This window comes from Halorubrum sp. C191 (assembly GCF_002727095.1).
Lineage (GTDB): Archaea > Halobacteriota > Halobacteria > Halobacteriales > Haloferacaceae > Halorubrum > Halorubrum ezzemoulense.
On the sequence record NZ_NHNZ01000220.1, the window covers coordinates 1 to 15,272 of the forward strand.

Genomic DNA, 15,272 nt, shown 5'->3' on the forward strand with positions numbered 1-15,272 from the left:
TCCGGGAACTCGGTCTCGGGGACCGACGACGCGCGGTGTTCGAGCACTTCGTCCGAGACGTCGGTCGTGGGTTCCCACCCCGTCCCCCGCACCGAGGTGACGAGGACGACGAGAAGCGTCGCGACCGCCGCGAGGACGATCGCGGGGGGATTCACGATCGCCACGAGCACGATCGCCAGTGGGTTGAGCATACGAATGGATATGGAGAGGTGGTTTAAGGCCGTTTTGATCGGTCCAACGAGTCGAGACCGTCGCCGCGGAGCGCCCGCCGCGGAGCGACCCCCGGACGAGGCGGGGAGCGGTCCATTTATCGGCCGAGCGGTCGACGGAACGCCCATGGAAGTGAAATCTCGGCACCACCTCCGGAGCGACGAGATCACGGCGATCCGCGAGGCGGTGGCCGACCACCTCGGGGTCGACATCGACGGCGAGGCGTTCGAGTTCGTGGAGTTCGTCGACGCCGGCTACGAGCTCGTCTTAGTCGACGGCGACCCCGCCGTCTTCTACGTCGACGACGACGAGCCCTTCCTCACGGTCCGGGGGGCGAACGACTTCGACCCGGAGACGGGCGTCGTGACGGTCGACGCAGGGGCGATCTCCTTCGTCTCCGACGGCGCCGACGTGATGCGCCCGGGGATCGTCGAGGCCGACGAGGCGATCCGCGCGGGCGACCTCGTCGTCATCGCCGAGGAGACCCACGGGAAGGTGCTGGCGGTGGGCCGCGCGATGGTCGACGGCGACGCGATGGTCGGCGACAGCGGCAAAGTCGTCGAGTCGATCCACCACGTCGGCGACGACCTGTACGAGTTCTCGGTGTGAGCGGTCGGGGAGCGGCGGCCTCGATTCGTTCCGCGACACGTCCCGCGCTCCGCGCATTTTAATCGCCTCGCCCGCGACCCCCGACGTAATGACCGCGATCCGGGTGCTGAGCTACAACGTCCGCTACGCCAACCGGGGCGACCACCACGACGCCTGGCACGACCGCCGAGACGCCGTCGCGCGCCTAGTCCGCTTTCACCGGCCCGACATCGCCGCGTTTCAGGAGCCGCTCCCCGGACAGCGCCGCGACCTCCGCGAGCGACTCCCGGAGTACGAGTTCGTCGGCCGGGGTCGCGCGACCGACGGCGAGGGCGAAGGGTGCCCGATCGGCGTCCGGGGCGACCGCTGGGAAGTCACTCGGAGCGGGACGTTCTGGCTCTCCGAGACCCCGGACTCGCCGTCGGTCGGGTGGGACGCGTCCCACCCGCGGATCGCGACGTGGGCCCGAGTGCGCGCCGTCGACGGCGACGCCGCGCTCCGCGTCGTCAACACGCACTTCGACCACGTGAGCGCGCGGGCGCGGCGCGAGTCCGCCCGCCTGCTGCGCGAGCGGCTCCCGGCGATCGCGACGGGCGACGAAGCCGACGCCGACGGGACGGCCCCGGTCGTCCTCGTCGGCGACCTCAACTGTACGCCCGGGTCGGAGCCGCACCGGATTCTCATCGGCGACGACGCCGGAACCGGGGGGACCGTCGACGGAGGAGCGGTCGACGGAGGGGCGACCGACGACGCGCCCGCGCTTCGCGACGCCGCCGTTGCCGCCGACCTCCGGCACGGCCCGGAGACGAGCCTCACCGACTTCGCCCGCCTCATCGACGGCCGCCGGATCGACCACGCGCTCGTCTCGCCGGAGCTTTCGGTCGAGGCGTTCGCGACCCTCGCGGACCGCGACGACCGCGGGCGGTACCCCTCCGACCACCTGCCGATCCTCGCGCGGCTGTCGATGTAGCGGGCCCTCTACTCGTCGTCTGTTTCCGTCTCGTCGTCCGTTGCCTCGTCGGGCCCCCTACCGTCGTCCGTTGCCTCGTCGGCTTCTCTCTCGTCGTCGGTCTCCTCGTCCGCGTACTTCTCCAAGACGGTCTCGTAGCCGCGCTTGGCCGTCTCGTACGTCTCGCGGAGGTCCGCCACCGGCGTCTCGCTCGCGTCGACCCGGAGGTCGTTGTAGTACGGGTCGTCGGTCTCCTCCTCCGTGTTACACACGAGCAGCGCGGCGGACTGGACTTCGAGGTCCTCGCGCTTGTCGCCCCCCGCGGCGTGGCCCGCGGCGAGGGCGTCGATCAGCCGCTCGGCGAGGGGCGCGTCGCCGTGGGCGTCGGACTCGTAGGCGGCCGCGGTGTCCTCGACCACGTCCTCGCCCGTCAGGAGGTTGCCCGCGACGGTGTAGTTCTCTCCCTCCCGGTGGCCGTACCAGCCGTTACACTCGTCGCCGGAGAACGCGAACGTCCCGTCGGCATCGACGCCGTGGAGCTGGCGCTGAGCGCTCCCCTCGTCGGCGTTCAACAGCGCCTCCAGCGCGTCGTCGACCGCGAGCCCGTCGCCGAGGTACTCGATCCCCTTCCGTCCCAGTTCGACGTTGACGAGCGACTGGGTCGCCACCGCGCCGTCGGCCGAGGCGAAGGGACACAGCGTGCCGACGCCCGGCAGGCGGGTGGTCACCGCCACGCCGAACCGGGTCTGGTCGTCGCCGTCCTCGTCGGTGTACCGCTCGCGAACGCAGATGCTGAACGTCACAGGCGTACTGGGACGGCGCCCCGCAAAAGGGTGGGTGCCGGGGTCGATGGTTCCGGTTCTCAGCGACGGGCGCGCGGACAGCGCGCGTCTCGAACGGGGCCCAACCGGCGCGCGCGAGGGATTCGAGAGAGCCGACGCTCGCCGCCGCCGTAGATCCCACGGGTCGCTGATAAAACCGGTCGAGGGACCGTCGGCGAACCGGTCGGATCCGGTGAGGGCGCAGGCGCCGGTCGCTGAGTGATGCGTGTCAACGGGCGACACACTTATCCGTGGCAATCCCTCTCACATATATAGCCTCGGATACGGGCGAGGCGACCACCGACACCGACGCGCGCCCCGACGACGCGCCGCTCGCGGCTCGACGAGCTGTTGACATGCGCACGAAGAGCGGCCGCTCCGGCCGTCGCGTCGGCCGTCGGCGACCCCGCCGCGCCCCCCGAGCGAACGTGATACGATGGCAGACCGACAAACGCTTGAACGGCTCAGCGAGGAGTACCGGACGGAGGTTCCCGACGACCTCAGAGCGGCGCGCTCGTTCGACTGGTACCTCGACGCGCTGTACGACGACCCCCGGATCGCGCGGAACGCGCACCAGCGCGTCGCGGACATGTTCGACCACTACGGGACGCACTACGACGAGGAGCGCGGCGTCGCCGAGTACGCGCTCGCCGCCGAGGACCCGCTCCACGACGGCGAGAACGTCTTCTACGGCCGCGAGGTCCACGAGGCGATCCACGAGTTCGTCAACAAGGTGAAGTCCGGGGCCCGCGGACTGGGTCCCGAAAAGCGGATCAAGCTCCTGTTGGGGCCGGTCGGCTCTGGGAAGTCGCACTTCGACTGGCTCGTGCGCCGCTACTTCGAGGCGTACACCCGGGAGGACGCGGGGCGGATGTACACCTTCCGGTGGGTCGACCTCTGTTCGGTGATCGACGATCAGGACCCGGACGACGACACGGTCCGCTCCCCGATGAGTCAGGACCCCCTCGTCCTCCTCCCGAAGCCGCAGCGGCAGGCGGTGATCGACGACCTGAACGAGCGGCTCGACGCGCCCTACACGCTTCGGAACGACCAACACCCGGACCCGGCCTCGGAGTTCTACCTGAACGAACTGCTCGCGCACTACGACGACGACCTCCAGCGCGTCCTCGACGAGCACGTCGAGGTCGTCCGGCTCGTCGCAGACGAGAACCGCCGGGAGTGTATCGAGACGTTCGAGCCGAAGGACAAGAAGAACCAGGACGAGACGGAGCTCACCGGCGACGTCAACTACGCCAAACTCGCCGTCTACGGCGAGTCCGACCCGCGGGCGTTCGACTACGCCGGCGCGTTCTGTAACGCGAACCGCGGCCTGTTCTCCGGCGAGGAACTGCTCAAGCTCCAGCGGGAGTTCCTCTACGACTTCCTCCACGCCTCGCAGGAGTCGACGATCAAGCCGAAGAACAACCCGCGGATCGACATCGACCAAGTGATCGTCGGCCGGACGAACATGCCGGAGTACCGCGAGAAGACCGGCGACGAGAAGATGGAGGCGTTCAACGACCGGACCAAGCGGATCGACTACCCGTACGTGTTGGAGTACGAGAGCGAGGCGGAGATCTACCGGAAGATGCTCGCAAACGCCGACGTGCCCAACGTCCACGTCGAGCCGCACGCGCTGGAGATGGCCGGCCTCTTCGGCGTGCTCACCCGGTTGGAGGAGCCGACCGACGAGACGGTGAGCCTGTTGGAGAAGGCGAAGGCGTACAACGGCGAGCTCGAAGACGAGGAGATCGACCGGCGGAAGCTCCGGGAGGACGCCGCCGAGTCCGCCGACGTCGGCGAGGGGATGGACGGGATCTCCGCGCGGTTCGTCGGCGACGAGATCGCCGAGGCGATCATGGACGCGACCCACCGCGACCGCAGCCACCTCTCCCCGTTGTCCGTCTTCGATCACTTCGAGGCGAACCTCGGCGGCCACGGCTCGATCGCGGCCGACGACCTCGGCCGCTACGAGCGGCTCTTGGAGACCGTCCGCGAGGAGTACCGCGAGCGCGCGATCGAGGACGTGCGCCACGCGCTGGCGTACGACGTGGACGAGCTCCGGCGGCAGGGCGAGAAGTACATGGACCACGTGATGGCGTACATCGACGACGACACCGTCGACGACGAGCTGACCGGCCGCGAGACCGAGCCGGACGAGACGTTCCTGCGCGCGGTCGAGGAACAGCTCGACGTGCCCTCGGACCGCAAGGACGACTTCAGACAGGAGGTGTCGAACTGGATCTCGCGGCGCGCCCGCGAGGGGCGCGGCTTCGACCCGCAGGAGAACGACCGCCTCCGGCGCGCCCTCGAACGGAAGCTGTGGGAGGACAAGAAGCACAACATCAACTTCTCGGCGCTGGTGTCCGCGACCGACCTCGACGACGAGGACCGGAGCGCCTGGGTTTCGGCCTTGGTCGACCGCGGGTATTCTGAGGACGGCGCCGCAGAGGTGTTAGAGTACGCGGGCGCGGCGGTCGCGCGCTCGGAGATAGCGGACGGCGGGGACTGAGATGAGCGAACGCACTCGAACGGACGGCGAGGGGTTCGTCGCCGCGGCCGACGACGCCCTTCGGGGGGCGTACGACCCGCCGATGAGCCTCGAGTCCTACGTCGACCGCGTGTTGGAGAACCCGACCGCGGCCGCCTCCGGGGCGGGGTACGTCCTCGCGGCCGTCGAGTCGTACGGCACTCGTGAGGTCCGCGAGCGGGGCGAGACGCTCGACCGGTACCGGTTCTTCGACGACCCGGCGAACGACGGCGAACACGCCGTGTTGGGCAACACCCGCGCGCTCAACGCGTTCGTCGACGACCTCCGCGCGGCCGCGACGGGGCGCGGGAACGACGAGACGATCGTCTGGATCGACGGCCCGACCGCGACGGGGAAGTCGGAGTTCAAGCGCTGCCTGATAAACGGGCTCCGCGCGTTCTCGAAGACGGACGCCGGGCGCCGGTACACCGTCGAGTGGAACGTCACCGGCGCGGGCGTCGGGAGCGGGGGCGGGGCGGGCGCCGCGTCGCTCTCGTACGGCGACGGCGGCGACGCCGGGGAGTGGTACCGCAGCCCGGTCCAGACGCACCCGCTGTCGGTGTTCCCCGAGTCGGTCCGCGAGTCGGTCGCCGACGCGGCCGACGACGACGCGTATCCGATCGCCGCCGACGTGGGGCTCGACCCGTTCAGCCGCGAGGCGTACGACCACCTGGAGTCGACCTACCGCGAGCGGGGGCGCCGCGACCTCTTCTCGGCGATCACCGACCGCGACCACCTCCGCGTGACGAGCTACGTCGTCGACGTCGGGCGGGGGGTCGGCGTCCTCCACGCCGAGGACGACGGGACCCCCAAAGAGCGGCTCGTCGGCTCGTGGATGGGCGGCATGTTGCGCGAGCTCGACTCGCGCGGCCGGAAGAACCCGCAGGCGTTCAGCTACGACGGCGTCCTCTCGCAGGGGAACGGGGTCGCCACCGTCGTCGAGGACGCCAGCCAGCACGCCGACCTGCTCCGGCGGCTGCTCAACGTCCCCGACGAGCGGCGCGTGAAGCTCGACAAGGGGATCGGGATGGACTTAGACACCCAGCTGATCGTCATCTCGAACCCCGACCTCGACGCCGAGTTGGACCGGCACGCCGAGCGCGGCGACGCCGACCCGCTGAAGGCGCTGAAGCGCCGGCTCTCGAAACACGAGTTCCGGTACCTCACGAACCGCCGCTTGGAGGCGCGGCTGCTCCGGCGGGAGATCGCCGGGGCGACGGCAGTCGAGGACGGTAGCGTCGGCGCGAGCGGCGCGGCCGCCCCGGACGCCGGTGACGGCAGGGACCGCGACCCCGGAGCGGCGCCGCTGTCGGTCGCGGTGCGGGAGTCGGACGGGACGGTCGCCGAGCGCGAGATCGCGCCCCACGCGATCGGGGCCGCGGCGCTGTACGCGGTCGTCACGCGGCTCGACGCGGACGACCTGCCCGGCGACCTCAACCTGATCGAGACCGCCGAGCTGTACGAGACCGGCGAGGTCCGCCGCGGGGACGACGCGGTCACCGTTGCCGACGTGGACCTCGCCGAGGGGGACGGCCGAAACGGGATCCCCGTGACGTACGCGCGCGACGCGGTCGCGGACCTGCTCTCGTCGACCGCCGACCGGAGCCACCCGGAGCTTCCCGTCGAGCGAGTGATCACGCCGACGGACGTGCTCGACGCGCTCGCCGACGGGCTCGTCGACGCCCCCGTCTTCTCGCGGGCCGAGGCGGCGGAGTTCGACGGGCGGCGCGAGCCGGTCGCGACGCAGATCCGCGAGCGGCAGCGGGAGGACGTGATCGACGCGATTCTCGCCGCGGAGACCGTCTCGGCGGAGACCGTCGCCGAGTACGTCGAACACGTGTACGCGTGGGACGACGACGACCCGACGGAGCGCGGACGCGCGGACGAGGCGCCGGACCCGCTCGCGATGAAGGTGTTCGAGACGGAGACGCTCGGGCGGTTCGACGAGAGCGACTACCGCGGGACCGACCCGGGCCGGGCCGTCGAGAGCTTCCGGCGCGAGCGCGTGATCCGGGGACTCACGCGGTACGCGTGGCGGAACCGTGGCGACGCGTTCAGCGTCGACGACGTGGAGCTCGCCGAGGTGCCGGAGCTGAAGGCCGTTATCGACGCGAACGACCTCGCCGACGTGAAGCGGCGGTTCCCCGACCTCGATCCGGCGGCGTGGGCCGACCCGCCGGCCGACACCGAGACGGAACGGGTGAAGGCGGAGACGATCGACCGCCTGTGCGACCGCGGCTACACGCCGGCGTCCGCGGAACTGACGAGCCGGGCGGTGATGGAGCAGGTCCGCAAGGAGTGGCCCGATATCGACGGTGAGCGGGCCGGCGACGCGGGTCCGAGCGACGGTGCCGGTCCCGACGGAGGTGGTGACCCGTGGGACTGACCGAGGACCGCGAGCGGTTCCGCGAGGTCGGCGAGACGCGCCGGGCGGACCTCGCAGAATTCATCAGCCACGGCGACCTCGGCGGGTCCGGCGCGGACCGGATCCGGATCCCGATCAAGCTTGTCGACCTCCCCGCGTTCGAGTACGACCAGCGCTCCGCCGGCGGCGTGGGACAGGGCGGCGACGGCCAGCCGCAGCCCGGCCAGCCGGTCGACCCCGAGCCCGGCGACGGCGACGAGGCGGGCGACCCCGGCGAGGAGGGCGGCGACCACGAGTACTACGAGATGGACCCGGAGGAGTTCGCCCGCGAGCTCGACGAGGCGCTCGGGCTCGACCTCGAACCGAAGGGGAAGCAAGTGATCGAGGAGGTGGAGGGTGACTTCACCGACACCGCCCGCGCCGGCCCGCGGGGGACCCTCGACGTCGACGAGTTCTTCAAGCGGGGGTTAAAACGACACCTCGCCACCGACTTCGACGGGGCGTACGTCCGGGAGGGCCTGTTCGTCGACGGCGCCGACGTGGACGACGTCTTCGCGTGGGCGCGCGGTGAGGGCGTCCCGGTCTCGCGGGCGTGGATCGCCGACGCCGCCGCGACCGTCGCGGACGAGCGGGGTGAACCGGTCGCCGCGCTTGACCGCTGGGAGAGCTTCGAGGCGCTCGACGACGGGGTGGACCACGAGCCCGTCACACACCGGATCCGGCGCGAGGGGCTCGACAGCGTTCCGTTCCGCAGCGAGGACGAGCGGTTCCGTCACCCGGAGGTGATCGAGAAGCGCGAGCGCAACGTCGTGGTGATCAACGTCCGCGACGCCTCCGGCTCGATGCGCGAGACGAAACGCGAGCTCGTCGAGCGCGTGTTCACGCCGATGGACTGGTACTTGACCGGGAAGTACGACGCCGCCGAGTTCCGGTACGTCGTCCACGACGCGGAGGCGTGGGAGGTCGACCGCGAGGAGTTCTTCGGGATCCAGTCGGGCGGCGGAACCCGGATTTCGAGCGCCTACGAGCTCGTCGAGGAACTGCTGGAGGAGTACCCGTACAGCGAGTGGAACCGGTACGTGTTCGCCGCGGGCGACTCCGAGAACGCCGGTAGCGACACCACGAACAACGTGATCCCGCTGATGGAGTCGATCGACGCCAACCTCCACGCGTACGTCGAGACCCAGCCCGGCGACGGCGCGGCGAACGCCCGCCACGCCGACGAGGTCGAGTCCGCGTTCGGCGACGACGACGACGTGGCCGTCGCGCGCGTCTCGGAACCAGACGATATCACGGACGCCATCTACGAGATCCTCAGCACGGAGTCTGACGGCGGCGGGAGCGCTCCCGCCGGAACGACCGCGGCGCGGCGGACCGACGGAGGTGAACGCAGATGAGAGACGACCGGATCGAGGCGAAGCGCGAGGCCGACGCCCTCGACGAGCCGGCCGAGGAGGCCCGCGAGCTGGCCGAGCGGCTCGGGTTGGAGCCGTACCCGGTGCGGTACTGGGTGGTCGACCACGACCAGATGAACGAGCTGATCGCCTACGGCGGCTTCCAGCGCCGGTACCCGCACTGGCGGTGGGGGATGAACTACGAGCGGCAGCGCAAGAAGGACCGCCACGGGCTCGGGAAGGCGTTCGAGATCGTCAACAACGACGACCCGGCCCACGCGTTCCTCCAGGAGTCGAACGCGGCGGCCGACCAGAAAGCGGTGATCACCCACGTCGAGGCGCACGCGGACTTCTTCGCGAACAACGAGTGGTTCGGGCTGTACGCCGACCGCGGCGAGGGCGGCCCGAACGCCGCGGCGCGGTTGGAACGCAACGCCGACCGGATCGCGGCGATCGCGAAGCGGGCCGACGTCGACCGCGACGAAGTCGAACGCCTGATCGACGCCGTGAGCGCGCTGGAGGACACGATCGACCAGCACAGCCCGGTCGACGCCGCGCGGTCCGTCGAGGAGCCGGGGATCGCGGACGACGTGAGCGGCGACGGCGACGACGCGCTCGACGCGATAGAGGCCCGGATCGACGACCTCGACCTCTCCGAGGAGGTGCGCCGGGACGTGTTCGACGACGAGTGGCTCGAAGCGCGCGGGGAGGGCGTCGAGCCGGAGGAGCCCCGCCCGGACGTGCTCGCGTTCCTGCGCGACCACGGGAAGCGGTACGACCCGGATAGCGGGAAGGCGGTCGACCGCGAGCCGTGGGAGACGACCGTCGTCGACGCGATCCGCGAGGAGGCGTACTACTTCGCCGGGCAGAAGCAGACGAAGGTGATGAACGAGGGGTGGGCGACGTACTGGGAGTCGCTGATGATGGGCGGCGAGGGGTTCGCCGGCGAGGACGAGTTCCTCACGTACGCCGACCACATGTCCCGGGTGCTCGGCTCGCCCGGCCTCAACCCGTATAAGCTCGGCTTCGAGCTGTGGACGCACGTGGAGCTGCGCGCCGCGCGCCGAGAGGTGATCGACAAGCTGCTCCGGGTCGACGGGGTGACGCCGGAGAACTTCCACTCGCGGATCGACCTCGACGAGGTCGCGACCCTGCTCGAACCCCACCCGGCGGTCGCGGGCGCCGGCCCGGCGACGCTGGACGAACTCGCCGACCTCGCCGCTGACGGCGATCCGCGCGTCGACGCCGAGGCGGTCGACCGGGCGCTGTCCGCTCGGCGCGAAGACGGCGACGGCGCGTCGGCCGACGGCGAGGAGATTGACGTGGAGCGGTACCCGTGGAAGCTCCTCACGCGCGAGGGGCTCGCGGAGCGCCACTACGTTCTCTCGCGGCCGGAACACCGGGGCGCGCTCCGGAACGTCTCTCGGGAGACGCTCGAAGAGCAGGCGCGGTACCTGTTCGACGTGGACCGGTACGCGACGGTCGCCGAGGCGATCGCCGACGTCGACCGCGCGGCCGGCTGGGAGCGGATGTTCGAGGTCCGCGAGAGCCACAACGACGTGACGTTCATCGACGCGTTCCTCACCGACGAGTTCGTGCGCGAGGGGAACTACTTCACCTACGAGTACAGCCGAGCCGCCGAGGAACACCGCGTCGCCAGCGTCGACGCCGACGACGTTCGGAAGAAGCTGCTTCTCCGGTTCACCAACTTCGGGAAGCCGACGATCGTCGTGTTGGACGGGAACTTCCGCAACCGGGGGGAGCTACTCATCGGCCACCGGTACAACGGCGTCGCGCTCGACGAGGAGCGCGCCAAAGCGACGCTGAAGCGCGTGTTCGAGCTGTGGGGTCGCCCGGTGAACCTGGCGACGATCCGCGTCGAGTACGACGACGGGGCCGTCCGGCGCGCCAAGCGACGCGGCGAGGAGCCGGAGGGAACCGAGGTCGGCGTGCGCTTCCAGTACGACGGCGGCGAGGTGACGGAACACGACCTCGACGAGTCGATCCGGGAACGGATCACCGCGGACGAGGTCGACTACGACACGAAGCCGGACGACTGGCTAGCGTGATCCGGGCGGGCGACCCCCTCGGCCGGCGCCGGCAGGCCGACGCTCAGGCGAGGTCGCCGACCAGTTCCGCCACCGCCGCGACCTCCTCCTCGTTGATCCCGTGGCCCATGCCCTCGTAGATCCGTTCGTCCACGTCGGCCCCGAGCGCCTCCAACACCGCGGTCGTCTCGTGGACCCGCTCCTCGGGGATGTGCGGGTCGACATCGCTACAGCCGACGAACGCAGGGGTGCTGGCGAGGGGGCCTGTCGCGTCGTCGCCCGCTCCGCTCCCGCGGTCGCCGGTCGCGAGGTAGTCGTCGACCTCGACCGCCTCGCCGATCAGCCCGCCGCTGAACACTGCGAGTCCGCCGTAGCGGCCGGGATCGCGGGCGACGAACTCGCTCGCGAGACAGGCGCCCTGCGAGAAGCCGGCGACGAGGACGCGGTCGCGATCGATCTCGGCGTCTGTCGCGCGGTCGACGGCCGCGTCGACGGCCCGAAGGCCCGAGGTCCGCCCCGGCTCGTTGTCCGCGACCGGCGCGAGGAACGAGTTCGGATACCAGGTGTTCCCGGCGGCCGCCGGCGCGAGGATCGCCACGTCGCGGTCGCCGGCGAGCCGTTCGCCCAAGTTGACGACGCTGCGGGCGGTCGCGCCGCGACCGTGGACGAGTACGAGCGCCGCGCCCGCGTCGTCGAGCGGCGTTCCGGCCATGACCAGCGGCTCGTCGCCGTGCGGGTCGTCGCCCGCGTGCGGGCCCTGAGCGCCGTCCGCCATCTCAGACCCCCACGCCGGCGTCGGCGTCGGGCAGGTCGTGTTTGTTTACCGGCAGGCCGAGCTCCTCCAGCGCGCCCTCCATGTGGCGGTCCTGCGCGAAGTCGGCGTCGTCCTCCTCGCGGAGCCGCTGCGCGGTCGCGAGCACCTCGCCCTTGCGGTCGTCGGGTATCTCGTATTTATCGGCGGACAGCTCGATGACGAGCCCGTTGTTGTCTTGGGTGTAAATCGAGTGGAAGATGCCGCGGTCGAAGACGTTGTACCCCTTCCCTGCCTCTTCGAGCGCCGCCATGATATCCTCGTACTCGTCGGGCTCGACGGTGAAACACAGGTGGTGAACGGCGCCCGTGTTGACGCGCTGGCCGCGCGCGGACGCCCGCTCGTCGCTCACGAACACCGTGAGGATCCGCCCGTCGCCGGTGTCGAAGAAGAGGTGCGTCTGCGAGGGGTCGTCGAGGTTCGGCTGTCGCAACACGAGCGGCATCCCGAGCAGGTCGCGGTAGAACGCGAGCGTGTCCTCCTCGTTGCTGCCCCAGACCGTGACGTGGTCGGTACCGCTGGTGTGGAACGGTGCGTCCGGGAGCTTCGACGTGACCAGAGCCGCGCTCTCGTCGCTCATACCGATCGGAAGGCGACCGAGTCGTATAAACCCGAAAGGGACGGGACCGTGACCGGCTGACACCGGTGTTATCGGTCAGAATTGCGTCCGATGCCGTCAGCCGCCGTACTCCGCGCGAAACCGATCGACGAGCCACCGAGTGGCGCGTTTTCGGTCCCCGTCGGGCACGTAGACGAACGGGATCGGGGTGTCGAAGGCGCGCTCGCCGTACAGCCCCCAGTCGCCGGCCGACCGCGTCGTCCCGCCGTACGCGATCGGAATGTCGGCCAGCTCGGAGGGCTCGTACTCGGGGACGTACGAGCGTTCAATCCACACGTCGTGAGGTGGGACGTCCAGTTCCGCCGCGAGTTCGCGTTCGAGGCGCTCGTCGCCCGAGACGAGCCACTCGCCGAACGCCTCGCGGTCGACCTCGATCCGGTCGGCGTAGGCGATCCGATGTTTCCAGCAGGTCGTCGGGAACTGCCGCGTCCGATACCGGTCGTACAGCGTCGCGAACGTGGTGTCCGGGCGGTCGCGCGCGAGCCGGCGCAGTCGCTCCGCGACGGTGTTGTCGTCGATCTCGCCGTCGAGGATCCCGTCTATCGTCACCGGCGGATCGCCGGTCAGCTCGGCCGCTCGCTCGGTGAGATCGCGGAGCAGCGCGTTCGCGTACACCGACTTGTGGTGCTGGGTCACCCACATGTACAGCGCGATCCGGCCCTCCAAGTAGTTCCCGAGCGTCGAGAGCGCCTTCTCGGAGAGCGCGAGCCCCTCGTCGGGGTGCGCCGTGTAGGCGTCGACCATGCGATCGGTGTCGAAGTTCAACACGTTCGCGCCCGTCATCCAGTTGTCTCGGGAGATGTAGTCGAGGCGGTCGACGTCGACCGGCGAGTGAAGCAGCTGGGCTCCGAGGCCGTGCTGCCACGGTCCGCCCCGCTCGTACACCAGACTGTACCCCAAGACGTACGCGCACACCTCCTCCGGGTCGACCGACAGGGATCGGAGCGCGTCGCCGAAGCGGTCGAGTATCAGGAGACAGCTCATGAGTTCGTGCGGACTCGCCCCGAGAAGTGGCGTGTCATCGAGCCCCGCCTCGCGAAGCGACGCGACGAAGCCCCGCTCCGCGAGCCGGTCTCGGAGTGCCGTCGCGTCGAGATGCCGCTCGCAGACGTGCGAGAACGGCGGATGGCCGACATCGTGGAGCAGACACGCACACTCCAGCGTCGACTGAATCTCGTCGAGCGTGTCCGAGGACGTGTTCCGGGTGAAATACGGCTCCTCACGGAGGTTTTCGAAGACGCGGCGGCCGAGGTGGTAGACGCCGAGGCTGTGTTCGAACCGCGTGTGGTTGGCGGCCGGATAGACGAGGTGGGTCGCCGAGAGCTGCTTGACGTACCGCAGCCGCTGAAACGCCGACGTGTCGATCACGCGATCGACGACCGCGTCGTCGAGTTCGATGTACCCGTGAACGGGGTCTTTGATCTGTGTCGTCATGTGTACAGCGACGCCGTCATCGCCTCCAGACCGCCGGTGCGACGCCGAGCGTCCGGACGGCGAACGGGTAGGCGAAAGCGATAGCGAGCACGAGCACCAACGACGCGACGACACCGAGCCCGCCGGTGATCCGGTCGGCGACCGCCAGCGCAGCGAACATGGCGACGAACATCACCGCCCAGTGGGGGGCCAGCTGTCGCACCTTCTCTCCTGTCGAACTCATGCCCGCCGTAGCGGTGCCGTCCGGTAGTGGCTGTCGGTCGAAACGCAGCATCGAAGCGAAACGAACGCCCCGACTCGGCCGGCTGTCAGTACCGCGACGGGATGAACGCCAGCCCAGCGAGCATGATGGAGGACAGCACCGAGAGGACGAGCACGCGCGAGAGGCCGCTGTTGTACTGGTTGAACTGGTCTATCTCGGAGACCTGCGCCTCGTACGCCTCGATGTCCGACGACATCCGAAGCGTCGAGGCGTCGGGGAAGTGCGCAACGTAGTCCGTGCCGCCGATCGTTACCACCGAGTGCTGGGAGAACTCCACGGTCTCCGTCTCGGTCGTCTCCCACACGAGTACGGCACCGTCAGCGGTCACACCGTCGACCGTAACCGTCTGTCCGTCGTACTCGAGGGTCTCGCCCACCTCGTACGAGCGCTGCTCGGGCGCCGGGAAGTACTCGTCGACGGGCACCAGCGTCCGTTCGCCGGAGTCGTCCGTCACGGCGACGTACTCGCCGTCGTCGAGTGTGACCGTCTCGTTCTCGGCCGCGTCGTCGGCGCCGAGGATCGCCTGCCGGTCGAGCACCTCGACGAGCGTGAACTCGGTCGCGTTCTCCCCCGTGACCTCGACGCGCCACTCGCGGTCACCGACCGTAACCGTCGAACCGTTCGCCCACGTCTCGGAGGTCTCCGCGGTGAACTCCCGCTCGAGCGTTCCGGTGATGACGGTCGTCGCCGCACCACCGTGCCCGCCTCCGCCCTCTTCTGTCTCGGAGATGTCGGCCACAACGTACGACTCACCACCGACTTCGACCGAGTCACCCTGCGAGGCGTCGACCCCCGGATTCTCGAGCGTGATCTCTGGACTATCGGCCGTCGCGGTCAGCGCGCCCGCCACGCCCGCAACGGCGAGGAACAGCGCGACAAACACGGCCACAGCGCGTCGTTGCATAGTTGACGCATGGGTCACCCGGTGTTTAACGGTTACTAAGCGGGTCAGTTCGCGGGACCGACCTCGCGGCGTACCGAGACCGAATCAAGAAGCCAAGGGCCGGATTTGAACCGGCGTTGGGCGGCTCTGCAGGCCGCTGCGTCTGACCAGACTCTGCCACCTTGGCGCTGTCCGAACGTACCGCTGTGGAGCGTTTAAGCCTAGCGGTCGCGCGTCAGCGCCCTCGCTGCTCGCTATACATCAAAAAAGCCCACGGACGTATGTCCGTGGGCTGGGTGGGAGTATTCTCCCGGATGAATGGGCAGGCGGCGACCCGCGGTTCCCAGAGGATCGCTCA

At 69.8% G+C, this 15,272-nt stretch carries 12 protein-coding genes, 1 tRNA gene and 1 pseudogene; 6 read left to right on the forward strand and 8 right to left on the reverse strand.

Annotation, left to right across the window (positions count from 1 at the left end; genetic code table 11):
- Positions 1–191 (reverse strand): annotated as a pseudogene (locus Z052_RS18855) ((2Fe-2S)-binding protein); the annotation flags it as partial.
- A 145-nt stretch (positions 192–336) separates the two neighbouring features.
- On the opposite strand from Z052_RS18855, the gene Z052_RS18860 reads away from it, so the two are divergent.
- Both Z052_RS18860 and Z052_RS18865 read left to right on the forward strand, forming a co-directional pair.
- Positions 337–819, forward strand: coding sequence for an RNA-binding protein (locus tag Z052_RS18860; RefSeq protein ID WP_049932869.1), 483 nt, complete (start codon positions 337–339; stop codon positions 817–819).
- Positions 820–907: 88 nt separating this feature from the next.
- The gene (locus Z052_RS18865) at positions 908–1,768 is read left to right on the forward strand and encodes an endonuclease/exonuclease/phosphatase family protein (protein WP_086216787.1); all 861 of its coding nucleotides are present in this window, start codon (positions 908–910) and stop codon (positions 1,766–1,768) included.
- A gap of 8 nt (positions 1,769–1,776) precedes the next feature.
- On the opposite strand, the gene Z052_RS18870 is transcribed toward Z052_RS18865, so the two are convergent.
- Positions 1,777–2,550 carry a DUF1028 domain-containing protein gene (locus Z052_RS18870; RefSeq protein ID WP_241898019.1) on the reverse strand — a complete coding sequence of 258 codons (774 nt, stop codon included), beginning with the start codon at positions 2,548–2,550 and terminating at the stop codon, positions 1,777–1,779.
- A gap of 454 nt (positions 2,551–3,004) precedes the next feature.
- Between Z052_RS18870 and Z052_RS18875 the strand changes: the two genes are divergently transcribed.
- The 4 genes from Z052_RS18875 to Z052_RS18890 are packed head-to-tail and all read left to right on the forward strand — an operon-like array spanning position 3,005 to position 10,926.
- Positions 3,005–5,080 (forward strand): PrkA family serine protein kinase, encoded by a 2,076-nt coding sequence (locus tag Z052_RS18875; protein ID WP_049932872.1) that lies wholly within the window; start codon positions 3,005–3,007, stop codon positions 5,078–5,080.
- 1 nt (position 5,081) lies between these two features.
- Positions 5,082–7,484 (forward strand): kinase anchor protein, encoded by a 2,403-nt coding sequence (locus tag Z052_RS18880; RefSeq protein ID WP_094520183.1) that lies wholly within the window; start codon positions 5,082–5,084, stop codon positions 7,482–7,484.
- The gene (locus Z052_RS18885; RefSeq protein WP_094520182.1) at positions 7,475–8,860 is read left to right on the forward strand and encodes a DUF444 family protein; all 1,386 of its coding nucleotides are present in this window, start codon (positions 7,475–7,477) and stop codon (positions 8,858–8,860) included. The genes Z052_RS18880 and Z052_RS18885 overlap by 10 nt, the downstream gene beginning before the upstream one ends.
- Positions 8,857–10,926, forward strand: coding sequence for a SpoVR family protein (locus Z052_RS18890; protein ID WP_086216948.1), 2,070 nt, complete (start codon positions 8,857–8,859; stop codon positions 10,924–10,926). The genes Z052_RS18885 and Z052_RS18890 overlap by 4 nt, the downstream gene beginning before the upstream one ends.
- Positions 10,927–10,969: 43 nt before the next feature.
- Here Z052_RS18890 and Z052_RS18895 read toward each other — a convergent pair whose 3' ends face one another.
- From Z052_RS18895 to Z052_RS18920, 6 genes are all read right to left on the reverse strand, one after another.
- Positions 10,970–11,680 (reverse strand): alpha/beta hydrolase, encoded by a 711-nt coding sequence (locus tag Z052_RS18895; protein ID WP_094520181.1) that lies wholly within the window; start codon positions 11,678–11,680, stop codon positions 10,970–10,972.
- A 1-nt stretch (position 11,681) separates the two neighbouring features.
- Entirely contained in the window at positions 11,682–12,296 is a 615-nt protein-coding gene (locus Z052_RS18900) for a VOC family protein (RefSeq protein WP_094520180.1), read from the reverse strand.
- Positions 12,297–12,392: 96 nt separating this feature from the next.
- The gene (locus Z052_RS18905; RefSeq protein WP_089308717.1) at positions 12,393–13,769 is read right to left on the reverse strand and encodes an HD domain-containing protein; all 1,377 of its coding nucleotides are present in this window, start codon (positions 13,767–13,769) and stop codon (positions 12,393–12,395) included.
- Between the two features lie 16 nt (positions 13,770–13,785).
- Positions 13,786–13,992, reverse strand: coding sequence for a hypothetical protein (locus Z052_RS18910; protein WP_049932879.1), 207 nt, complete (start codon positions 13,990–13,992; stop codon positions 13,786–13,788).
- A gap of 85 nt (positions 13,993–14,077) precedes the next feature.
- Complete coding sequence (locus Z052_RS18915; protein ID WP_094520184.1) at positions 14,078–14,920, reverse strand: hypothetical protein; 843 nt, start codon at positions 14,918–14,920, stop codon at positions 14,078–14,080.
- Positions 14,921–15,025: 105 nt separating this feature from the next.
- Positions 15,026–15,101 (reverse strand) — tRNA-Cys (locus tag Z052_RS18920).
- Between the last annotated feature and the right edge of the window lie 171 nt (positions 15,102–15,272).